At 40.4% G+C, this 24,369-nt stretch carries 15 protein-coding genes; all 15 read left to right on the forward strand.

Annotated elements, in window-relative coordinates; all coding sequences use genetic code 11:
* Positions 1 to 31 precede the first annotated feature (31 nt).
* Entirely contained in the window at positions 32 to 2,329 is a 2,298-nt protein-coding gene (locus tag ACOKFD_RS16830) for an NADP-dependent malic enzyme (protein ID WP_422858977.1), read from the forward strand.
* A gap of 23 nt (positions 2,330 to 2,352) precedes the next feature.
* Complete coding sequence (ruvA, locus tag ACOKFD_RS16835; RefSeq protein WP_422858978.1) at positions 2,353 to 2,934, forward strand: Holliday junction branch migration protein RuvA; 582 nt, start codon at positions 2,353 to 2,355, stop codon at positions 2,932 to 2,934.
* An 86-nt stretch (positions 2,935 to 3,020) separates the two neighbouring features.
* The gene (sprA, locus tag ACOKFD_RS16840; RefSeq protein ID WP_422858979.1) at positions 3,021 to 10,088 is read left to right on the forward strand and encodes a cell surface protein SprA; all 7,068 of its coding nucleotides are present in this window, start codon (positions 3,021 to 3,023) and stop codon (positions 10,086 to 10,088) included.
* A gap of 101 nt (positions 10,089 to 10,189) precedes the next feature.
* Entirely contained in the window at positions 10,190 to 10,570 is a 381-nt protein-coding gene (gcvH, locus tag ACOKFD_RS16845) for a glycine cleavage system protein GcvH (protein WP_298994384.1), read from the forward strand.
* Complete coding sequence (locus ACOKFD_RS16850; protein ID WP_422858980.1) at positions 10,563 to 10,964, forward strand: VanZ family protein; 402 nt, start codon at positions 10,563 to 10,565, stop codon at positions 10,962 to 10,964. The genes gcvH and ACOKFD_RS16850 overlap by 8 nt, the downstream gene beginning before the upstream one ends.
* 52 nt (positions 10,965 to 11,016) lie before the next feature.
* Positions 11,017 to 11,721, forward strand: coding sequence for an energy transducer TonB (locus ACOKFD_RS16855; protein WP_422858981.1), 705 nt, complete (start codon positions 11,017 to 11,019; stop codon positions 11,719 to 11,721).
* Positions 11,722 to 11,944: 223 nt separating this feature from the next.
* Positions 11,945 to 12,655 (forward strand): hypothetical protein, encoded by a 711-nt coding sequence (locus tag ACOKFD_RS16860; protein WP_422858982.1) that lies wholly within the window; start codon positions 11,945 to 11,947, stop codon positions 12,653 to 12,655.
* A gap of 1 nt (position 12,656) precedes the next feature.
* Complete coding sequence (locus tag ACOKFD_RS16865; protein ID WP_422858983.1) at positions 12,657 to 13,586, forward strand: hypothetical protein; 930 nt, start codon at positions 12,657 to 12,659, stop codon at positions 13,584 to 13,586.
* Between the two features lie 6 nt (positions 13,587 to 13,592).
* Positions 13,593 to 14,441 carry a hypothetical protein gene (locus ACOKFD_RS16870; protein ID WP_422858984.1) on the forward strand — a complete coding sequence of 283 codons (849 nt, stop codon included), beginning with the start codon at positions 13,593 to 13,595 and terminating at the stop codon, positions 14,439 to 14,441.
* A complete protein-coding gene (locus ACOKFD_RS16875) occupies positions 14,438 to 15,271 on the forward strand; it encodes a hypothetical protein (protein ID WP_422858985.1) in 834 nt (277 codons plus the stop codon). The genes ACOKFD_RS16870 and ACOKFD_RS16875 overlap by 4 nt, the downstream gene beginning before the upstream one ends.
* 22 nt (positions 15,272 to 15,293) lie before the next feature.
* Positions 15,294 to 15,518 (forward strand): hypothetical protein, encoded by a 225-nt coding sequence (locus ACOKFD_RS16880; RefSeq protein ID WP_422858986.1) that lies wholly within the window; start codon positions 15,294 to 15,296, stop codon positions 15,516 to 15,518.
* On the forward strand, positions 15,515 to 16,462 hold the full coding sequence (locus ACOKFD_RS16885) for a hypothetical protein (protein ID WP_422858987.1): 948 nt from the start codon (positions 15,515 to 15,517) through the stop codon (positions 16,460 to 16,462). The genes ACOKFD_RS16880 and ACOKFD_RS16885 overlap by 4 nt, the downstream gene beginning before the upstream one ends.
* Positions 16,459 to 17,268, forward strand: coding sequence for a hypothetical protein (locus tag ACOKFD_RS16890; RefSeq protein WP_422858988.1), 810 nt, complete (start codon positions 16,459 to 16,461; stop codon positions 17,266 to 17,268). Before ACOKFD_RS16885 ends, ACOKFD_RS16890 begins: the two co-directional genes overlap by 4 nt.
* A gap of 4 nt (positions 17,269 to 17,272) precedes the next feature.
* Entirely contained in the window at positions 17,273 to 17,758 is a 486-nt protein-coding gene (locus ACOKFD_RS16895) for a T9SS type A sorting domain-containing protein (RefSeq protein ID WP_422858989.1), read from the forward strand.
* A 3-nt stretch (positions 17,759 to 17,761) separates the two neighbouring features.
* On the forward strand, positions 17,762 to 24,367 hold the full coding sequence (locus ACOKFD_RS16900; RefSeq protein ID WP_422858990.1) for an RHS repeat-associated core domain-containing protein: 6,606 nt from the start codon (positions 17,762 to 17,764) through the stop codon (positions 24,365 to 24,367).
* Positions 24,368 to 24,369: the final 2 nt, after the last annotated feature.

Here is a 24,369-nt window from a genome sequence, read left to right on the forward strand (position 1 = left end):
TACCTTTATCCATTATTTCAGAACTATCTATATGAGCAAAGAAAAACAACGTAGGGAGGCCTTGTTGTATCATGCCAAACCACAACCTGGAAAAATAAAAGTGGTTCCCACCAAACCATACGCTACTCAAAGAGACTTGGCTTTGGCCTATTCTCCTGGTGTTGCGGAGCCTTGTTTGGAGATAGAAAAAAACAAGGACGATGTTTATAAGTATACCGCCAAAGGAAACATTGTAGCAGTGATTTCCAATGGAACAGCGGTTTTGGGTTTGGGGAATATTGGGCCCGAAGCTTCCAAGCCGGTTATGGAAGGAAAAAGCCTTTTGTTCAAAATTTTTGCTGATATCGATGGAATGGACATAGAACTGGATACTACGGATGTAGAGAAGTTCATCGAAACTGTGAAAATCATTGCACCCACTTTTGGGGGAATCAACCTGGAAGATATTAAAGCCCCTGAAGCTTTTGAAATAGAAAGAAGATTAAAGGAGGAGCTTGATATCCCAGTAATGCATGACGACCAACACGGCACGGCAATCATTTCTGCCGCAGCTTTGCTGAATGCACTTGAGTTGACGGGCAAGAAAATGGAGGAAGTAAAAATTGTGGTCAGTGGAGCAGGAGCAGCAGCTGTTTCTTGTACACGCTTGTACAAAGCTTTTGGTGCTAAAGCAGAAAATATTGTGATGCTGGATAGTAAGGGGGTAATCCGAAAGGATAGAGAAAATTTGACCACCGAGAAGCTGGAGTTTGCCACAGATAGAAAAATCGATACCCTAGAGGAAGCTATGACAGATTCGGATGTGTTCATTGGTTTGTCTAAAGCAGACCTATTGACCCCCGAAATGTTGAAATCCATGGCGAAAGACCCCATAGTTTTTGCAATGGCCAATCCTGACCCTGAGATTGAATATAATCTAGCCTGTGAGACTCGAGAAGATATCATTATGGCTACTGGACGTTCTGATCATCCTAATCAAGTGAACAATGTCTTGGGCTTTCCCTTTATATTTAGAGGGGCACTTGACGTTCGGGCCACTAAGATCAATGAAGAAATGAAAATGGCCGCAGTTCTTGCATTAGCTGATTTAACTAGGGAGCCTGTGCCCGAACAAGTGAACATTGCTTACGATACCACTAGGTTGACATTCGGAAGAAAATATATCATACCCAAACCCTTTGATCCACGACTGATAACAAAGATTCCACCAGCTGTAGCCAAAGCTGCTATGGAATCTGGTGTAGCCAAAGCGCCTATAAAAGATTGGAAAAAGTATGAGGAAGAGCTGTACTTAAGGTCAGGTAATGATAACAAAGTAGTTCGCTTATTGCACAATCGTGCCAAGGTTAACCCAAAGCGTATTGTATTTGCCGAAGCGGAGCTATTGGATGTTCTGAAAGCTGCACAGATTGTGCATGATGAGGGCATAGCCCAACCTATTCTATTGGGGAATAGGGAGACCATAGAGAAGCTTAAGGAAGAACTGGAATTTGATGCCGATGTGCCTATCGTAGATCCTCGTGCCGACGAATCCAAAGCGATTCGAACCAAGTATGCTCATAAGTTGTGGGAGTCAAGAAAACGAAAAGGAGAGACCGAATATAGTGCCCGAATCAATATGGGTAAGCGGAACTATTTTGGAGCTATGATGCTTCTGGAAGGTGATGCTGATGGTATGATTTCAGGGTATTCCAGAGCATATCCGAAGGTGTTAAGACCTGTTTTTGAGGTAATCGGCAGGTCAAAAGGGGTGAAGAATGCCTCTACAGTAAATATTATGATAACCGAAAGGGGACCCTTGTTTTTGGCTGATACTTCGATTAATGTTGACCCTAGCGCTGAGGAACTGGCAGAGATTGCTTTAATGACAGCCAAAGTGGCCTCTACATTCGGGTTTAACCCCGTTATGGCTCTTTTGTCCTATGCCAATTTTGGATCATCCAGTCATCCGAATGCCCAGAAGGTGAGAGAAGCTGTTCGAATTTTACATGAAAGAAATCCAGATTTGGTTGTGGACGGAGAGATTCAAACAGATTTTGCTTTGAGTCAGGAGCTTTGTCACAATAACTTTCCATTTTCCAAATTGGCGGGTAAAAAAGTGAACACTTTCATATTCCCTAATTTAGAATCGGCCAATATTACCTACAAGCTTTTAAAAGGCTTGAACAAAGCCGATTCCATCGGTCCGATAATGGTTGGTTTAAGACGCTCTGCCCACATTTTGCAACTGGGCGCAAGTGTAGACGAAATGGTAAATATGGCAGCGGTAGCCGTTATCGATGCTCAAGAGCGTGAAAAACGTAAAAAAGCCAAAATGGGAGAAGAATAACAACCAAAACCCCAATTGAACCAATGATAAACCATTTAAAAGGAAAATTAGTAGAAAAAAATCCTACCTACGTAGTTGTAGAATGCAATGGAGTAGGTTACTTCTTGAACATTTCATTACACACATTTTCGTTGATTAAAGACGAAGAAAGCATTCATCTTTTTACACATCTTCAAGTAAAGGAAGATTCTCACACGCTTTTTGGATTTACAGAAAAATCTGAGAGGGAAATTTTTAGACTCTTGATTTCGGTATCGGGAATTGGTTCCAGTACCGCTCGAACCATGCTGTCCTCACTTTCACCCCAACAAATAAAGGAAGCTATTGCCAATGGAGACGTCCCTTCCATACAGGCAATCAAGGGAATAGGAAGCAAAACGGCGCAGCGTGTTATTTTGGATCTTAAGGATAAGATTTTGAAAGTGTACGAAATGGATGAAGTTTCCCACATTTCAAACAATACTGGCAAAGAAGAAGCGTTATCTGCTTTAGAGGTTCTCGGTTTCACCAGGAGACAATCTGAAAAGGTAGTTGATAAGATTGTAGCTGAGAATGCATCGCTAAGCGTAGAGGACATTATTAAACAGGCGCTTAAAAATTTGTAACTAGTTTGAAAAGAGGGGCAAAACCAATACTTAAACCAACGGGATTTAAGTACATTTTCTTTTGTATTTGTTTTTTGTTCGTTTCCATGGCATCTTCCCAGGAAACCGACGAACAGGCTCAAGACTCTACCAAAACCGGGGTGTCCCTTGGCCGACTCAAATTGGAGAACCCACAAAGCATTGTTTCTAAATACACTTACGACCCTACCCTAGACCGATATATTTACTCTGAAACTATCGGAGAATTTGATATTTCATACCCTATAATCCTAACTCCGGAACAGTTCTTTGAATTGGTACGAAGAGAGGGCATGAAATCCTATTTTAAGGATAAAATAGATGCATTTACAGGTAAAAAGGAAGGAAGCGAGGAGGCGCGTAAAAATCTTTTGCCTAATTTTTATGTGAACAGTAGCTTTTTTGAATCCATTTTTGGAGGAAATACCATTGAGGTAATCCCCCAAGGTTCGGTTGCCATGGATTTGGGAGTTCTTTGGCAAAAGAACGACAATCCGGCACTTTCACCTAGAAACAGAACCAATCTTTCCTTTGATTTTGACCAGCGTATCAGCTTGAGTCTCTTGGGTAAGGTGGGCGAAAGACTTCAAGTAACCGCGAACTATGACACAGAAGCCACCTTTGATTTTCAGAATCTGGTGAAGTTGGATTATACACCAACAGAAGATGATATTCTTCAAAAAATTGAGATAGGTAACGTGAATATGCCCTTGAACAGTTCACTGATTACCGGGGCACAGAGTTTATTTGGGGTAAAAACGCAACTGCAATTTGGTAGAACCACAGTTACTGCGGTTTTCTCGGAACAACGTTCTCAAAACAATACCGTCGTTGCGCAAGGCGGAGGAACGGTTAATGAATTTGCATTGACTGCATTGGATTATGATGAAGACCGACACTTTTTCTTATCCCAGTTTTTTAGGGACAGCTATGACGAAGCCCTACAAAACTATCCTTTCATACGAAGTCAAATCCAGATTACCCGTCTGGAGGTTTGGGTGACCAATAGAAACCAGCAAACCTTAAACGTAAGAAACGTGGTTGCGATTCAAGATTTAGGTGAAGCCGAGTTGGGAAGAAACGGTGACGAAAAAACTCGAGTTGGAATTGCAGGAGGAGACCCAGCTGGATTCTTCAACATAACGGGAACCAATGTTTTTCCACAGAATAATGTAAACGACTATGACCCAGCACTTATTGGGAACGGTGGTGTTCTTACCGAGGCTGTCCGCGATATAGCTACTGTGGATTCAGGCTTCAACTTTTCAACGGGCTACTCTGCAAATCAAGGGTTTGATTATGCTATTTTAGAAAATGCCAGAAAGCTGGAAGAAGGCAGGGATTACCAACTAAATACCCAATTGGGATATATTTCCTTAAATCAACGCTTAAGTAACGATGAGGTTTTGGGTGTTGCCTATCAGTACACCAATACATTGACCGGTGAGGTGTTTCAAGTAGGGGAGTTTGCCAATGGTGGAATAGATGCTACAACCGTCTCTGGTGGAGTCAATCCCATTGTTGAAAACAACACTTTGATTCTTAAATTACTGAAAAGCAACATCACCAATGTGGAAGATCCTATTTGGGATTTGATGATGAAGAATATCTACGCCACGGGAGCTTTTCAATTGACTCAGGAAGATTTTAGATTAAACATTCTATATTCTGACCCCACACCCAGAAACTATATTACACCTGTGGTTGATTTTCCAGATCCCGAGGCTGGACAAAAACCGTTAGAGGAAAGAATCTTATTGGAAGTGTTCAATTTGGACCGTTTGAATGTATACAACGATGTCCAGTCAGGTGGAGATGGATTTTTCGATTATGTCCCTGGAATAACTATAGACACCCAAGCTGGTAACATCATCTTTACTAAGGTTGAACCATTCGGAGAGTTCCTTTTTGAAGAATTACGGAGCAGTGCCACAGAGATTTATGATGTAGAAAATGACGTAGGCTATAACCCTAATCAAGAACGTTACGTGTTCCGAAACATGTATGCGCTGACCAAGGCAGCGTCACTCCAAGATGCAGAGAAGAATCGTTTCCAATTGAAAGGCCGATACAAGTCTCAGGGGAATAATGGAATTCCGATTGGTGCATTCAACGTGCCTCAAGGCTCAGTAAGGGTTACGGCAGGGGGTAGACAACTACAGGAAGGAATAGATTTCACGGTAAACTATCAAGCTGGAACCGTTCAAATTTTGGACCCTAGCCTTCAAGCTTCTAACACACCTATCAACATTTCTGTAGAAAATAATGCGGTATTCGGACAGCAGACTAGGAGATTTACAGGAATCAACGTTGAACATCAATTCAATGAGAATTTCTTATTGGGTGGTACACTTTTGAATTTGAATGAAAGACCACTCACTCAAAAATCCAATTTTGGGGTAGAACCTGTAAACAATACCATCTTTGGTTTAAATGGAAACTTTAGTACTGAGGTCCCATTTTTGACCCGTTTGGCAAATAAACTACCGAATATTGATACAGATGTGCCTTCTAATCTTTCGGTTCGTGGAGAAGTGGCATTTTTGCAGCCCAACTCACCAAAAAATGCGGATTTTCAAGGAGAGACGACTACCTATTTGGATGATTTTGAAGGGGCGCAGGCACTGATTGATATTCGCTCTTCACTTGGTTGGACTTTGGCGAGTCCTCCGGTAGAATTTATTCAAGACCGTACAGATATTGACGTTGGTTTTGAGCGTGCAAAGATGTCTTGGTATACCATCGACCCTATTTTCTATACCAATCAAAGACCTACTGGATTAAGTGATAACGACATTTCATTAAACTCTACGCGAAGGGTTTTTATTGATGAGGTATTTACCGAAACAGATATAGCCCAAGGTCAGACACAGGTACAAGGCACCTTGGATGTGGTGTACTATCCAAACGATAAAGGCCCCTATAATGCCAATCCCACTTTTGAAACCGAAACCTCCAATGAGAAATGGGCAGGGATAATGAGACCTTTGAGCAGCACCAATTTTGAGCAGTCCAATGTGGAATTTGTTCAATTTTGGGTATTGGATCCTTATATTGACGGAGAAACGAATGGTGGCAATGTTGGGGAATTGGTATTAAACTTAGGTAACATTTCCGAAGATATTTTAAAGGACGGAAGAAAACAGTACGAGAATGGACTTCCTGCAAGTACCAATAATGAAATTCCCAGACCAACCATTTGGGGGCAAGTGCCATCTACACAGTCTTTAGTGTATGCATTTGATGCGGATGAAACCAATAGAACCCAACAAGATGTAGGTTTTGATGGATTGAATGATGCAGAAGAACAGGCAATCTATAATGGACCTGCCGAAGACCCTGCTTTGGACAACTTTGTTTACTATTTGAACAGGGAAGGGAGCATCTTAGAAAGATATTTTGATTTCAACAACCCTGAAGGAAACTCTCCGGTTGAAGTAACTAATACCAATAGAGGATCTACCACTTTGCCCGATGTTGAGGATATAGACCGGGATTTGACCATGAATACCGTGGATAGTTACTACGAGTATCGAATTCAAATACGGCCGAATACCACAATAGATGATCAATACGTGACAGATATTCGAGAAGGTGAAACCCCTCAATTACCTAATGGAACCACTTTAAACAGGCGATGGATCCAGTATAAAATTCCTTTGAGTGATTTTACTGAAGCGGTAGGAGGAATTACCGATTTCCGTTCCATTAGCTTTATGCGGATGTATATGACCGGGTTCTCGGATGACATCGTACTTCGTTTTGCTACTTTGGATTTGGTACGGGGAGATTGGCGGACTTTTACCAATTCCTTGCAACCAGAGGTGGACAATGACCCTTCAGATGACGGGACAGTAACTGATGTAAACGCTGTGAATATTGAAGAAAACTTTGCCCGTCAACCCATACCTTATGTATTACCTCCAGGGGTGATTCGGGAGCAATTGAACAATAACAATACGATTATACGTCAGAACGAACAGTCCCTATCTTTTGTGGTGGAGAATTTAGAATCTGAAGATTCTAGGGGAGTTTTCAAAAATGTGAATATCGATATGCGACAATACGAACGCATAAAAATGTTCATGCACGCAGAGAAAATATTGAATGGGGATTATTCGGATGACGATACCCCTTTGGTAGGATTTCTAAGGATTGGTACAGACTTCTCGGAAAACTTCTACCAAATTGAACTTCCACTTCAATTTACCCCTTTTGGTTCGGCTACTCCGGAAGATATTTGGCCAGATGTGAATGAAATTGATATTGCTCTTTCCGATTTGAATAGGGTTAAATCAGCAGGTATTGCAAGTCAGACTTTAAATCAAGTAGTTTTTTATGAAGTCGTGGATGGCGAAGTAATTCAAGTAGATGAATTTGCGCCAAGAACTTTGGGGAGATTGAGAATTGGGATACGAGGTAATCCTTCATTAGGAAGCATACGCTCCATGATGGTGGGTATTAAAAATATTGATGATCTTCCTGCTAGAGGTGAAGTTTGGTTCAACGAACTTCGTTTGGCTGGGTTAGACAATAATGGAGGTTGGGCCGCAGTGGCTGCTTTAGATGCGAATATGGCCGATTTTGCCAATGTTACGGCAACTGGAAGCCGAAGCACCTCAGGTTTTGGTTCCATAGATCAAAAACCAAATGAACGTTCTCGGGAAGATGCCATTTCGTATGATGTAGTGACCAATGTGAATGTGGGACAACTATTCCCAAAAAAATGGGGACTTCAGATACCTTTCAATTATGGAATTTCTGAAACCCTCATTACTCCAGAATTTGACCCTGTTTTTGACGACCTTAAACTGGAGGATCGTATTGATGCAGCAGAAACCCCAGAGGATGCTGAAACTATTCGAGAACAAGCTGAAGACTATACGAAAAGAACCAGCATCAATCTAATAGGTGTTCGTAAGAATAGAGGAGAGGAAGCCAAAGAAAATTTCTTCGATATTGAAAACTTTACTTTCAACTATTCTTATAATGAGACAGACCATAGGGACTTTCAGGTAGCTGAGCTCAGGGATCAAAATGTGAACACAGGATTTGTGTACAATCACAATTTCAAGCCTGCTCCGGTGGCTCCTTTCGCGAAGAAAGACTCATTGTTCACGGGAAAATATTGGCAATGGTTGAAAGACATGAACATAAACCTTCTTCCAACCAGTCTATCGTTGAACGCCAATTACAACAGAACATTTAACCAGCAACGGTTTAGAGATGTATTGGAGCCAGGGGTGGAAGCATTGGATTTGCCTTTGTTGCAACAGCGAAACTATCTTTTTAACTGGCAATATGCCCTAAATTACAGTATTACAAAATCACTTCGGGTCAATTTAACCTCTTCAAATAACAACATAGTCCGTAATTTCTTCAATGAGGAAGGCAATCGGGATTCAGGAATCAATGAAACCTTGGATCTATGGGATGGCTTCTTTGATGTGGGTGAGCCTAATAGGCATTCACAGCAAATGCAGTTAAATTATGAGCTACCCTTTAACAAGTTCCCTTTCTTGAACTTTATTAACGCTCAATATACCTATACCAGTAATTTTGATTGGCAACGCGGAGGAGATGCATTGAACGAGGTTGTTCAAGAAGAAAACCCAGGAGAGCAAATCAATACCGTTCAAAACGCGAATACCCACAATATTACGGCCAATCTAACCATGCAAAGGTTCTATGATTTTCTCGGCCTGAAAAAACGAGACGGAAAAGTAACAGTCAACCAACAACCCAGAACGGATAAAGACGGCAATCCAGTTGATGAAAAACCGGTCAAAAAAACAAGTAAGACTTTCAACACTCTAGTGGATTTTTTCACCATGGTGAAGCGTGTCAATGTAAACTACAGTGAAAATAACGGTACGGTATTACCAGGATATACCCAATCCATAGGATTTTTGGGAACTACCCGGCCCACATTGGGCTTTGTGTTTGGAAGTCAGTCAGATATTCGATTTGAGGCAGCAAGAAACGGATGGCTAACGGATTTTTCTGGGTTCAACTCCCAGTTTTCAAAAGTCACTAACAAGCAATTAAATATCACGGCTACGGCTCAACCTACGCAAGATTTGACGATAGACTTGATAGCTGACAGACAGTTTTCAGAGAATTTTCAGGAAAACTTTAGGATAGAGGATAGTGAATATGTGCCATTGGCCCCAAACACGTTTGGCAACTTTACCATATCTACATTGATGATATCAACGGTTTTCTCCAAAAGTGATGAATTTGATTCAGCAACTTTTGATGAATTTAGGAACAACAGATTGATTATCGCTAATCGATTGGTTTCAGACAGGGGAGAAAATCCTGGAACTTTGGATGACGATGGATTCCCGGAACGGTATGGCAAAACCCAACAGGATGTGCTATTACCAGCGTTCTTTGCAGCATATACCGGGCAGGATGCAGAGCGGGTGAATTTGGATGCCTTTCGTCAGATTCCTATCCCCAATTGGAATATCAAGTATACCGGTTTAATGAAAAACCGTTGGTTTAAAAAGAAGTTCAAGCGTTTTTCCTTGAGTCATGGCTACCGCGCAGCTTACAGTGTTAACTCGTTTCAAACTAACTTGGAACGTCAAAATTCAGATGTTAACCCGGAGAATGGCGACTTGCTTCCAGAAAATATTATCAATAGCGTTGTATTGACCGATCAGTTCAATCCATTGGCTCGGGTTGATTTTGAGATGAAGAATTCCTTTAGCTTTTTGGCCGAAGTGCGAAGGGATAGAACGTTGTCCTTAAGTTTTGACAATAGCCTATTGACGGAAATTAACGGACAGGAATACACCGTCGGATTGGGATATCGTTTTAAAGATGTAAAGTTTGTGACCAATATTGGTGGCGAGCGTACAAGACTTAAAGGAGACTTAAATTTGAAGGCGGACTTTTCATTGCGCGACAACATTACCATTATCCGTAATTTGGATATAGACAATAACCAAATCACTTCCGGGCAGCAGCTTATTTCGTTCAAATTCACAGCAGACTACGCATTGAGCAGAAATTTCAATGCCTTGTTTTTCTACGATCATAACTTTTCTCAATTTGCCGTTTCCACAGCTTTTCCACAGACTACGGTCAACGCTGGATTTACATTGCGATACAATTTTGGCAACTGATTCTCTTTCCATTTTTTCATGGTGATTTTGTTTAAGAAAAATCTTGAAAAGCTATATCCAATCCGTTACATTTGTGACAGGACTAAAACTTTTTGAAACAAATGAACATACCAGCAGAATTAAAGTACACCAAAGACCATGAGTGGGTTAAAATAGATGGCGATGTAGCCACGGTTGGAATTACCGATTTTGCCCAAAGCGAGTTAGGGGATATTGTCTATGTTGAAGTAGAAACTTTGGATGAGACCTTGGACCAAGAGGAGGTTTTTGGAACAGTGGAAGCTGTAAAGACTGTTTCCGATTTGTTTTTGCCTTTGAGCGGTGAGATAATTGAGTTCAATGAATCTTTGGAAGATGAGCCTGAAAAGGTCAACTCCGACCCATATGGAGATGGCTGGATGATTAAGATTAAAATGACTAATCCATCAGAGGCGGATGGATTAATGAGTGATACGGAATACAAGGCCTTAATTGGTGCTTAGAAAATACGCGTTTACCATATTGTTTATAGGCTGGTTGATTGTAATTACATCACTCAGCCTATTTTCTTTTTCAGGTTTGGATACAGGCTCGGTATCCATACCATATGCAGATAAAATAACCCATTTTGGCTTTTATTCAGGTTTTGTAGTGTTAGGTTGTCTTAGTATATGGGAAAGGAAACGAGAAAGAGCGACCTTAAAAAAAACACTCATAATTATAGTTTTTGCTGCTACATTTTATGGCATGGGAATTGAGGCACTACAATATAGTTTAACGGAAAATCGCATGGCAGAATGGGGCGATGTATTGGCCAACACTTTGGGAGCATTCATAGGAGGACTTGCCATTTGGTGGTATTTTACTAAGAAAGAGCCGTTAAAATGGAAATTTTAATTGCCAGTTAAACAAAAAAAATTTTAAATTAGCGAATACTAAACTCAAAAAAATGGAATTAAAAAAGAATCCGAAAGCTGATGTGGGAAAAAACAGTACCCTCTATTTTGTAATAGGGTTAGCTGCTGTTTTAGGATTGGTCTATGGGGCCATGGAATGGAAAAAGTATGATAAAGCGAATGATTATGACATTTCTTTGAATGTTGAAGATCAGTTGGATGAAGAGGTGCCGATGACCGAGCAAATCAAAACTCCACCACCGCCACCACCTCCTGCAGCTCCGGAAGTAATTGAAGTTGTTGAAGATGAGGAAGAAGTTGAGGAGACTGTAATTGAATCGACGGAGACTAGTCAAGAAGAAGAAGTGATGGAAGTTGAGGAAGTTGAAGTTGATGAGGTCGACGAAGACATTTCAGTTCCATTTGCTGTAATTGAAGACGTACCGGTTTTCCCAGGTTGTGAAAAGGCAAGTAATAAAAAACAGTGCTTCCAAGAGATGATGCAAAAGCACATCCGTAAGAATTTCCGTTATCCAGAGATTGCTCAAGAAATGGGAGTTCAAGGAAGGGTAAACGTAATTTTCGTAATCCAAAAGGATGGAAGTATCGGAAACATAAGAATGCGTGGACCGGATAAAAACTTGGAGAAGGAAGCCTTGAGAATTATCAACAAGTTACCAAAAATGACACCTGGTAAGCAAAGAGGTAGAGCGGTAAAAGTTCCATTTAGTATTCCAATTACCTTTAAGTTACAGTAGAAAGTTTCAAATTAAATATATTGAAGCCCTGACAATTTTGTCAGGGCTTTTTTTTTGACTTAAAACAAGGTCGTTTTTTTATTAGTAAAAAATTAATTTACAGTAATTTACAAGGAAATTCCATAATTATATAAGATTAGGACTACATTAAATAAAGGTTAATTCTGTTTTTTTAGTTAAAAAAACCTTAACTTAATGGGACAATAATCAACCTAATCTTGTAATGACGAATTCTAAATTCGGTAAGTCCGTTTTTTGGGCCATACTACCTATCTCTTTATTTAGTTCTACTCTTTTCGCGCAGACCAACATTTTTCCTTCATCTGGTAATGTAGGAATTGGTACAACTGTACCTTCAGAAAAATTAGATATAGATGGTAACATTAAAATTTTGTCTGCGCACAACCGGGGTGTAATATTTCAAAGATACAGTGACAAATTGCCTTCTTCGATAAAGGGTTTGCCAGGTGAATATTCGACCAGACAAGGCATTAGCTTTAATACTTCTTCAATAGATGGTGCTATGAGCATTCTTTGGAATGGGAATGTTGGCATAGGCACCACTGTTCCTGATACCAAACTCACCGTAAAAGGCAACATCCATGCAGAAGAGGTAAAGGTGGATCTTTCCGTTCCTGGACCGGACTATGTCTTTAAAGAGGACTACGAGCTAACATCCTTGGAAGAAGTCCAAAACTACATTAAAGAAAAAGGCCACTTGCCTAATATCCCATCCGCAAAGGAAATGGAAGAGAATGGTATTCAATTGGGTGAATTGAACATGAAGTTATTGGAAAAGATTGAGGAGTTGACACTTTATATTTTAGAACAAGAAGAAAAATTAAAAAAAGTGGATGAACTAAAAATTAGAATTCTTCACATGGAAAGACTTGTGAAGAAACTGGTAAAAAATCAATCAGGAAAAAATCACTGAAATGGAATTGAGAAATAAAATTACAGGCATTACTTTTTTTCTTTTTATAATTTGTTATTATTCAAGAGCACAAGATTGGCCATATACAAGCGGTTATGTCTATTTTGGGGCCAGTACACTGGATCAAAGTCAGGTAGGTAATTATGCATTATTACAACACAAGACTAACGGCACTACTTTCTTAAATTCCCCGCAAGAACTCCATTTAAGGATTGGAAACCATAACAAATTAAATATATCCGGCAGCGGCAACATTGGAACAGGTTCAGAGACCAATCCAAAATCACAGTTTGTTGTTGCTAGTAATTTTGGGGCCAATATATCCGGTTCAACAGGAGGTAATTCTATCTTTGGCTCCAACTTAGCGGTGATTCAGGGAGGGACTAATCATAACAAACTATTTACCCCTTCCAATCATTCCAATAACTATGGTTTTTCTGGTATGCGTGCCAGTTGGGGGAAATTATATTTCTATACCAAGTATGGCAATACTTCGCAAGGCGCAATTGTTACTGATGCTCCGAAAATGTATATAGGGCATACTGGAAAAGTAGGAATAGGAACCACATCACCAGACTCCAAACTCACCGTAAAAGGGAATATTCACGCCGAGGAGGTCAAAGTAGATCTTTCTGTTCCCGGACCTGACTATGTTTTTAAAGAGGGTTATGATCTTAAATCCTTAGAAGAGGTTCAAAACTACATTAAAGAAAAAGGACACTTGCCTAATATCCCATCCGCAAAGGAAATGGAGGAAAATGGTATCCAGTTGGGTGAAATGAACATGAAGTTATTGGAAAAGATAGAGGAGTTGACCTTGTACATTTTAGATTTAAAGGAAGAAAACGAAAAAATTAAGAAAGAGTTGCGGTCCAAAGGCGATTTAGAAAATCGTATTCAACAAATAGAGAGAGAATTAAAATTTAGATAGTTTTCTATGAATCAAAATTACATTTTAAAAGTATTGATTTTATGCTTTAGCCTTTCAACAAAGGCACAAAACCCTACTGGGTATACGGCCGAGAAATCTGATAATACTTCGGCATCTTTTAATTTAAAAAACCCTTTAGGGTTTTGGCATCTAAGCGGACCAAGATCCTATGAAAATGGAAGTAATTTTTCAATCTTTTGGAATGATGGAATTTACAAAAGGTATTTTACCATTTTGGATAATGGTAAAGTAGGAATAGGTAATTCTAATCCTGACTACAACCTGGATGTTTACGGAAATTCCAATCCCCGGGTTAGGATTAAACATCTTAACGAGAACGCCACTTGGGGCTTGCATATAGGTCAGAATGATGATTTAACCGGGTTAATAGAAATGGCAGGAAGGGATTTAGTGGTATCCCCTGGCTGGACCAACAAACTTTTCTTAGGAGTTCCTCAATTTGATCAAAATGGTGGTAAAGTCATTATAAGGGGATTGGTCGGAATTGGAACTGAAATTCCAGACTCCAAACTCACTGTAAAAGGGAAGATTCATGCAGAAGAAGTAAAGGTTGACCTTTCTGTGCCAGGTCCGGACTATGTTTTTAAAGAGGATTATGACCTTAAACCTTTGGAAGAGGTACAAAACTATATTAAAGAGAACGGCCACTTGCCCAATATCCCATCCGCAAAGGAAATGGAGGAAAACGGTATCCAGCTGGGGGATATGAATATGAAGTTATTGGAGAAGATAGAGGAGTTAACACTTTACACTTTAGAACAAGAAAAGAAACTAGTTCAACAAGAAACCCGTCTTCGACAACTTGAGCAACTACTAAACACCAATCAAAAATGAAAAAAACATTACTCATTTTAATACTTTTTGGAGTTATAGGGAATTTGGGTGCTCAAACCTTAGTGGCAAACCCTCAAGACAATCAATATGAGGGTGGAGAGCTACTATTGGAGCGCAGTAATTCCAATTTTAATGTATGGAGTATTGATAATTATCAAGGATATCTTCGATTTCACCACGATGGTAGTTCATACTTCAGTATGGATCCAAGCGGAAATTCCAAATTGACGAATAACTTTTCTATAAATAGCCTTTTTATAGCATCTGAAAGTACATTGCCCTCTGAGGGCGCTATTGGAGAAGGGGATTGGGGGAATTATATTCTGACGAATAATACAATTACTAGGGCTTTAAGACTTGGGGTTTCCAATGATAGCTATACAAGAGCCGAAATAGAAATTGAGAATAACAACGCTCCATCGGGTAACATATTCTTTAAAACTTCAAATGCTAATGGAGGTGCTAGCGTTCGAATGAAAATTGCTAGCAACGGAAATGTTGGAATTGGCACAACAAGCCCATCAAGTGTTTTTGAAGTTAAGAGTACAAATAACAATGGAGTAAGGTTCAATAATAATGATACACCTTCCCTTAGTTTTCTTCCCAATGATGGAGACTCCCATTTTCATATTTCACATACGCTGGATAATCGACTTACCATTTCGCATGGATTGAATGTGGGTGGCTCCAAACTTTTCACCATTGTAAATACAGGCAATGTGGGTATTGGAACCACATCCCCCGACTCCAAACTCACCGTTAAAGGGAACATCCACGCCGAAGAGGTAAAAGTGGATCTCTTCCGTTCCCGGACCGGACTATGTCTTTAAAGAGGACTACAAGCTAAAATCCTTGGAAGAAGTCCAAAACTACATTAAAGAAAAAGGACACTTGCCTAATATCCCATCCGCAAAGGAAATGGAGGAAAATGGTATCCAGTTGGGTGAAATGAACATGAAGTTATTGGAGAAGATAGAGGAGCTGACATTATACATTATTGATTTGAAGAATACCAGTGGAAGGGAAATCAATATGTTGAAAGAAGAGATACAACAACTTAAAAAAAAGAATAAATGAAAAATGTATTGTTTTTTACGCTAGTCTTATTGGGCTTAGGGCAAGTGGCAAGTCAAACCAATATATTTCCTACATCAGGAAATGCAGGTGTTGGTACAACTTCACCACAGGCCAAATTACAAGTTCAGGGAAGTGGTACCATAGGCGGATTTTGGAATCCTGGAAACAGTTTTTTTACCGTTTCTGATGGTTCCAATTCCATGATTATGGATTCCAATGAAATCTACGGTTCTAATGTACTCTATATTGGTGCCAAGGGAAGCGATATAGTTAAGTTCCGTTCAGTTTCAGACTCTGGGTCTGCTGTTGATAGAATGGTCATTAGAAGTAATGGTTCAATAGGTGTTGGCACTACTTATCCCGTAGCTAGACTTCATGTCTCATCTGCAACTTCAGGAGATGCTGTTTTTAGATTGGAAGCTGATACGGATAACAATAATGAATCAGACAATCCTATCATACAGTTTAGGCAGGACGGTGATATCATTGGCGCTAATGTTGGGTTTTCAGAGAGTTTTGGGGATAATCGCTTTGGAATAGGGACATGGCATTCAACAGGTGGAGGCAGTAGTTGGGAAACCTTTGTGATTGACATTGTTACTGGAAATATTGGCATTGGAACTAATAACATATCTACAAACTGGAAACTAGCTGTTAAAGGAAAAATCCGCGCAGAAGAAATCAAAGTGGAAACAGGCTGGGCGGATTATGTCTTTAAGGAGGACTATGAACTTCCTTCTCTGGAGGAAGTAGAAAATCATATCAAAGAAAAGGGACATCTCATAAACATTCCCTCAGCGGCAGAGGTCAAGGAAAACGGAATTCAATTGGGAGAGATGAACAAGCTGCTTCTGGAGAAGATTGAGGAACTGACACTTTATGTAATAGCATTGAAAAAAGAAAACGAACAGATTAAGGAAACTATCAAAAACTTACAAAAATGAGGCTATCTATTATAATAAGTATTCTTATACCTATATGGGCCTTATCCCAAACCCCATCATATTCTTTAGGAGTAAATAGTAAATATCATGACTTCAAAAGAAACTGGGTAACGGATGATTTTAGAGGAACCCAAATCCGCGTGGGCTCCTATCTAACACTAGGAAACTTTGGATTATACAATAGCAGCTGGATAGGCAGTAATGCCATTCTCGATTATAGCAGCCATGGAAATATTGGGAGTTTAGGAAATAAAAATATGTTCATTCCTAACTGGAATCCAGGAACGGCACTGGTGATGGAGTTGGATTTTGTAGGCGGAAAGTTGAAAGGATTCAACCATACTTGGAACAATTCTTCAAACCGAGTAGATTTTCTAGACTTTGAACAAATTTGGGAACTTGGAAAAGACAACTCATTTTTCTTGTCCAATCTGGGCATTGGCACAACAAATCCCGGTTCGTATAAACTAGCTGTCAAAGGAAAAATTCGAGCTGAGGAGATTAAAGTAGAAACGGGCTGGGCCGACTATGTTTTTAAAGAGGGTTATGACCTCCCCACGCTGGAGGAGGTAGAAAATCATATTCAAGAAAAAGGACATCTTATCAATATTCCTTCGGCGAAGGAAGTGGAAGAAAACGGTATCCAGCTAGGTGAAATGAACAAACTGCTCTTGGAAAAAATAGAGGAGTTGACGCTCTACACCTTACAACAGCAACACCAAATAAAGGATTACGAAAAAACCATAAACCAACTCTTAGAACGGGTTGAAGTACTAGAAAGAAATACCAATAACCTAAAACAATAAAGCCTTGAAACGAAAATTACTTTTATGCAGCTTGTGCCTTTTACTGGGAAGTGTTACTTGGGCGCAAAACCAATATGCAATTCAATTCAGCTATGACAGTGCAGGCAATCAGACCCTACGCGATAGGGTATGCATCAACTGCGGCACCTCTAAGGAAGCTTTGGACTCCATCCCTACCAAAGATATTGCTATCCAAGAAGACCTTTTGGAAGATTTGTCAGGTGTTGAGGGTCCAGAAGATATCTCAAACATTGCTGCCTATCCAAACCCAGTCACCGATTTATTGACCCTGGAATGGCAGGATAACGAACGCCAAGTGACCAAAATAATCTTGTTCTCAGGTATTGGGCGACAGTTGTATGAAAAAACCATAAGCAGTAGGCAAGGCAATACCCAACTGGATTTTGGCATATATCCCACGGGGCATTACATTCTCTCAGTTTACTACACAGACTCTACCCGAAAAACCTTCCATATCCTCAAAAAATAACCTATGAAAAACCTAACTATTTTACTTGGAATAATTTTTATGCTATTATCCTTTGCAAGGGATGAAAGTACAATAACTTATAAAGCAACTGATGTTAAAGTAACCACTATTAATGGTAATGATATAGTGGATAAAGAAGCTTCTTCGGAAATGGAGGTTGTGAATTTAAGTGGTTCTGAAGGGAGTATAACATCTGATATATTCGTGAATTCATCAGGTGGGTTGAATTATTCAATTCCAATTAATGTGCCTCCGGGACTGAATGGAGTTGTTCCTGAAATTTCATTAGATTTTGATAGTCATAATGGAAGGGGCATGGCTGGTTGGGGCTGGAACGTATCGGGAGTTTCTGTAATTACAAGAATTCCTTCCACCTTGTTTCATGACAATCAAATTGATCCCGTAGATTTTGATTCTGGTGATCGTTTTGCCTTGGATGGGCAACGTCTAGTGTTAAAAACCGGGACTTACGGAGGAAGCGGTAGCACCTATCAAACGGAAAATTACTCCAACCTAAAAATCATTGGTGAGGGAAACAACCCTTTGTCTTTTGGTCCAGCAAATTTTAAAGTAATATACCCAGATGGTTCTATAGCTTTTTATGGTTCTACTTCAGGCTCAAGAACCCCTATGGATTATGCCATTTCGTATTGGGAGAATCCTCAAGGAGTCCGTATATCTTATGAGTACTCAGGAAAGTATATTAGTAGAATAAAATACGGTAGTAAAGGCAATGACCCCGCTATAAATGAAGTAAGATTTACTTATTTATCCGGTAGTATCGGTAAACATAAAGAATCTGCCTACGTAGGTGGAGGGCACTTTCAAAATTCCACAACTCTTGATAAGATAGAAGTATATGGTAATTCTAATACTTTATACAGAAAGTATGAATTGGTGTATGATAAAACAATAGTAAACTATCAACGTCTAATTGAAGTAAAGGAATATCCCAATTCTGGTTCCAATCGAAGTGTGACTTTTGAGTATGGCGATACCAGCTATAATTTTGTTGAAGTTAGCGGAACGGCAACAAACCTAAGTGTATCCAATATTAATAGGAATAATTCTAAAATGATTCCAGGTGATTTCAGCGGGAACGGCAAAATGGATTTCGTTATTTACCCGACCACTGGACCGGATACGAAGAAAAAGTTTTGGATTTTTGACGATATCCAAAACAGTAATGGATTCAATTACGCCAATGGAGTAAACATTGGTTCTTTTCAAGAATTGTTCTCAGCAACTTGGTTAAACAGCCAGAGCAATTTGATGCCAGGACAAGGTCTGGTTGCAGTTCAAAACACTGGAGTTAAAGATGTAAAGTTCACCATTATGGCCAAGGAGGATGGAGGCCCCTTGTCCACCAAGTATACCAAAACTTGGAATGCTCCAGGAGTATCCTATCAACTGGAAAGTTGTAGCTCAACATACCAAAGAATACAACGAAACTACTATTCTGGAGATTTTGATGGAGACGGCTTGACTGATGTAATTGCTTTGTCTAAAGGTTTAAATGATTCCCGAATCTGTTATCCGGATGGTGGTGGATCTCCAGGAAATGAGTGTAACAATTGTAGTACGCAAGTAGTATATCCAAGAGATGCTCATTTAATCAAATTAGATCGTAGGTTAACTTCAAGCAACGATTTTTCCTCTTCTTTAGGGCAGTTTCCACAAACGATCGGTATAGATGACCAAATTTTCACTGTTGATGTAACAGGAGATGGACGTACTAACATTGTCATTTTTAAGGGAATTACCGCCGTTGTATATGGATTAAACGAAACCAATAGTAGTTTGGTAGAGCTTTGGCGTAGAACGGTTACTGAAGCTTTTAATTATGATTTTCAATTTATTCCGGGTGATTTCAATGGGGATGGAAAGACTGATTTTTTACTTCCTCAGGAAGATAATAGTCCGATATTTAGAATGTTATCATCGGAAGGAAATGCTTTTGATATAAGTCAAGGAGAAACGTACACCTTTTTTAATAAAACGGATGTTAGCTTTGGTACACCAAAGTATACTTACGATTTATTACCAGTTGATATCAATGGCGATGGCAAAACAGATATCCTTGAGTATAGTACGGTTACCTATGGTAACGGAACGGGTACACAGTATATCACTCCCCATTTAATTACCTCGCCTAAAGAGTTTTTGAAATTGGGTACGGAAACGGTTTTTGGTACATTGAATCACTACCCTGTACCAGTTTTCTTGCCATCTAGTATGCCTAATAATAATTTAGATTTTGGAGTAATTAGCAACAAATTTATACGTTCATTCAGTTTTGGGTTGGATCATAGAGAAGATATGATGCTGGAAAAAATCAATAACAATGGAGTTTCGACAACTATTACATATGATCCCGTTGACCCAAATTATGAGGGGGGGGATAGTCCACCTCCCCAAGGTTATATCAACTCATATTTTCCCAAAACTGGACAAGTCTATCCTTTCGTTAATGTCAATGTAGCTCCGAGCTTTAAAGTGGTTAGGCGTCTAGACCAAACGGCCTCAGGAGTTAACCGAACGAAGTTGTTCTATTACGAAGGTGCGGTGTCCCATGCAACTGGATTAGGGTTTCAAGGTTTTGAAATTGTAAAACGTAGTGGTTGGTACGGAGACAACGTCATTCCACTTTGGACCATCACCAAGCGAAATCCACTTTTGAGAGGAGTGATCACAGAACAAGTAACTGCTATCTCATCGGACTCCGATCCATCCGATTTTCAACGAAAGGTTAATTACTTCTATGATTATCAGTTGATTGCCAATCCTGGATCACCCATTGCACCGCAATATACAGAGAACATCAATCGAAACTCTAGTTTGCCCGGTGCAGAGACGGATGAAGCAGAAATATCGATTAATCTTCTTCCGGGATTCCATGCCATTGGTTCCAATGGGGCCTATTGGGGTTTCATTACACCTCCCAATGAACAACCTGGTGACGATGGTTATGCAGGTGCAGTGGATGTTCGTTTAAATAGAACAGAGACCAATAATGGTCTTACCGGAGTGGTCACCACAGAAACCTACAGCTACGATGAGTTTAACAATCCGCTAATCACCAATACATCCTTTCCTGGAGGTAGCCGTGTGCTTACGTATCAATACTCAAACAATGCTAGCGCTACCAATAATACCTACCATATTGGTAAACCTTTAAAAATGACGGAACGACTGACCTTGAATGGAAGCTCATTTACTACGGAGGAAGAGTATGAGTACAATAACAATTTGGTAGAAACCATTCGAAGAAAGGGCAATGGTACGGATTGGATAACCCAAGATATAGAATATAACCTGCAAACGGGAAATATTATTACCAAAACCTTGAGTGCGGGTAGTTTAACTCCAAGAATCCAAAGATTTGAGTATGGAGCTGACGACCGTTTTCTGACGAAGTATACCGATATTGACGGCCAAGTGACCACTTTTACTTATGAAGCTTCAACAGGCCTGCTAAAAAGCACTACGGATAGTTATGGATTGACCACACAATACGGTCATGACATATGGGGTCGTGTGACTTCGGAAACCGATTATTTGAACCAAACAACCCAATACGGTACCCAATACCAGCCGGATGGAGGAACCAAAACAACTATAGACTACCCACAAGGCAGTAAGGAAGAAAGTACTTATAATGCTTTCGGTTGGGAAACAAGGACCGGTCAACTAAGTCTCAATAACGAATGGTCTTATGTTAGTTTTGAATACGATGCCAGTGGTAGATTGATTCGGGAAAGTGAACCTCACAACGGTTCTCCAAGCCAATGGAATGTTACCAATTTTAATGAATACAGTCAGATAACATCGCAGGTGCTGTATACAGGAAGAACGATAACCGCCACATACAATGGACTGTCCACCACCGTAAATGATGGGGCAAAAACAGTTGAGACTACTTTGGATGCCTTGGGCAATACCGTAAGAGTAACTGACCCAGGTGGTACCATTGATTATACCTACCATGCTAGCGGACAACTAAAGTCCGCCGATTACGGCGGACACTTGGTAACTGTAGGTGTTGACGGTTGGGGCCGGAAAACCAGCCTCACAGACCCTTCGACTGGCACCTATACCTATAAATATAATGACTATGGTGAGCTTTTGGAACAAGTTTCTCCTAAAGGTGTTACGGAGTATAAGTACGATGACGAAGGAAAGTTGAAAAAGAAAATAATTACGGGAGAGTTTACAGATTGGCTCATTGAGTATAAGTATGACGAGGCCGATACAAAACAGATAGAAAAAATTACGGGTACGGATAACTTAAACTCGGGGAGAAGTTATGTGTACGATTATGTGTATGATAACTACGAGCGGCTTGAAAGTATAACCGAGAACACCGGCTTAGCAAGTTTCGCCTATGAGATAGATTATGATCCCACCTACGGTCGTGTTTGGAAAGAAACCCAAACAGCAACCTTAGCAGGGGGTATCTCAAAATCGATTACTACTCGAAACGAATATGATACTTCGGGCATCTTAACCGAGATTTGGAACGATGGTACTCCAGATAAGCTCTGGGAACTCAGTGAAATTAACGCACGTGGGCAGGAACTTACGGTAAACTTGGGCAATGGTATGACGCAGACCAAGCTGTACGATTCTTTTGGGTACTTAGAAAAGATTGAGGACAAAGAAACGGGAACCAACCCAACTACCGCTTTGCGTATGGAGTATAACTTTAATGCGCAACGCGGAACTCTGAGCGACCGGGAAAATTTTGGGTTTAGCTGGCAAGAGACTTTTCAATACGATAGCCAAGATCGCTTACTAAGCATTACTGGTGATGTCTCCCATTCAAGGACTTACATGGATAATGGAAATGTTAGCAATAACGGAGATTTAGGAGATTATTTGTATGGAGATTCTAACAAAAAATACCGTTTAACGGAGATTGACCCCAATGCTGCTGGAGAAACCTATTTTCAGCAACACCCTACCCAACAAATTAGTTACAATGTATTTAAAAAACCTGTGGACATTCACCAAACCGGACATGGGCGGGTAAGTTTTGATTATGGTCCTTTAATGAACCGAAGCACGGCCTATTATGGTGGGGAGCAGGAGGACCGCACCCAACGAAGGTACAAAAAGCATTACTCGGCCATAACATCTGCCGAAATTGTGCAAGACACCCAGACAGGGACCAACAAGATTATCACCTATGTGGGGGGAGATGCCTATACCGCCCCAGTAGTTCATATAAAAGAAGATGGAGGAGGTAGTACATTGGATGAATACCACTACCTGCACCGAGATTATTTAGGCAGTATTTTAGCCATTACCGATGCAGATGGAGATGTAAAAGAAGAACGCCAGTTTGGGGCCTGGGGTGTAGTAGATCAATTCTTGGACAGTAGTGGGGGAACCACCTTTGACCATGCAGCGCTATTGGGTAGGGGGTATACCGGGCATGAACACTTTTTTGAGGTGGGCCTAATCCATATGAACGGCCGTATGTACGATGCCCAATTAGGCCGCTTTTTAAGTCCGGACAACTATGTGCAAGAGCCCTTTAACACCCAAAGTTATAACCGCTATGGGTACGCCTTTAATAATCCCTTGTCCTATACGGACCCGAGTGGGGAATTCCTATTGGAGGCATTGACTTTTGCCAAAATAATTACTGCTGTAGTTAAAGGGATATTTTATGTGAGTGCAGCCATTGGTGCATATGCTATTCTTAAGAATCATGGTCTTTTAGGAGGAGGGAATAGTTCTTCCCAAACATCTGCCTCTTCACCGGGGAATACAGGAAACAACACCCAGGCCGCCTCGAGTAGGTCGTCTTCTGGTAGGCGGTCTGCCTTTAATGATGGCGGGTTGGTAGCCCTCAATCTCCCAGCTGTAGATACAGGTGGAGTCAGCAATCTCACCATTGGAGAGAACCTGTCGTATACAAATCCATTCCCTACAGGGATTTCCACGGTGGGCCGTGCAGACCCATTGCAGGGTGTGCCCAAGCCCGAAGGTTGGGAGTTTAACCCAGAGGCCAACGCACGCCAGTTTGCCGAACCGGAAAGCCAAGGGTTTAACATAACTGCCGAAGATGTAATTGATACAACATTGGATTTTATACCCATAGTAGGTGGTGCAAAAGACATTTATAAGGGTATACGAGATGGTAACGGTTGGCAGGTAGCTTTAGGGGTAGGTTCATTAGCTTTAGATATATTTACATTAGGAAGTGCGTCTGTAGTTAAAGGTGCGGTAAAAACCGGAATAAAAGCTGGAGGAAAATCTCTAGCCAAAAAAGGTGGCAAAAACTTAGTAAAGAAAGTGCCAAATCCATATGGTAGACGCGGAAGTCCTGCTCATGTCGAAAGGGTGTTGGAGGCTGAAAGGCGTTTGACCCCAAAGGGTTCTGGTTGGAGGACAATATCTGGGGGAAGTCTGCCAGAGGCCAGAAGCTTGAGTGGAAGATATGCTGATTTAGTAATTCAGAAAAAGGATAAAATAATTGCAATTCAAGTAGGTAGGGCTACAAAGAGAACCAGATTGCCTATTGCAAGAGAAAGAAGAGCAATTAAGGATTTGCGTGATTCTGGCGAGTTTGATCATGTATTCTTTTTAGAGTATAAATAGTA

The organism is Flagellimonas ulvae (assembly GCF_049333175.1).
Classification (GTDB): Bacteria; Bacteroidota; Bacteroidia; order Flavobacteriales; family Flavobacteriaceae; genus Flagellimonas.

Coding starts and splice junctions, on each gene's coding strand:
- ACOKFD_RS16830 (WP_422858977.1), top strand. CDS start 32: ATGAGCAAAGAAAAACAACGTAGGGAGGCCTTGTTGTATCATGCCAAA.
- ruvA (WP_422858978.1), top strand. CDS start 2,353: ATGATAAACCATTTAAAAGGAAAATTAGTAGAAAAAAATCCTACCTAC.
- sprA (WP_422858979.1), top strand. CDS start 3,021: ATGGCATCTTCCCAGGAAACCGACGAACAGGCTCAAGACTCTACCAAA.
- gcvH (WP_298994384.1), top strand. CDS start 10,190: ATGAACATACCAGCAGAATTAAAGTACACCAAAGACCATGAGTGGGTT.
- ACOKFD_RS16855 (WP_422858981.1), top strand. CDS start 11,017: ATGGAATTAAAAAAGAATCCGAAAGCTGATGTGGGAAAAAACAGTACC.
- ACOKFD_RS16860 (WP_422858982.1), top strand. CDS start 11,945: ATGACGAATTCTAAATTCGGTAAGTCCGTTTTTTGGGCCATACTACCT.
- ACOKFD_RS16865 (WP_422858983.1), top strand. CDS start 12,657: ATGGAATTGAGAAATAAAATTACAGGCATTACTTTTTTTCTTTTTATA.
- ACOKFD_RS16870 (WP_422858984.1), top strand. CDS start 13,593: ATGAATCAAAATTACATTTTAAAAGTATTGATTTTATGCTTTAGCCTT.
- ACOKFD_RS16875 (WP_422858985.1), top strand. CDS start 14,438: ATGAAAAAAACATTACTCATTTTAATACTTTTTGGAGTTATAGGGAAT.
- ACOKFD_RS16885 (WP_422858987.1), top strand. CDS start 15,515: ATGAAAAATGTATTGTTTTTTACGCTAGTCTTATTGGGCTTAGGGCAA.
- ACOKFD_RS16890 (WP_422858988.1), top strand. CDS start 16,459: ATGAGGCTATCTATTATAATAAGTATTCTTATACCTATATGGGCCTTA.
- ACOKFD_RS16900 (WP_422858990.1), top strand. CDS start 17,762: ATGAAAAACCTAACTATTTTACTTGGAATAATTTTTATGCTATTATCC.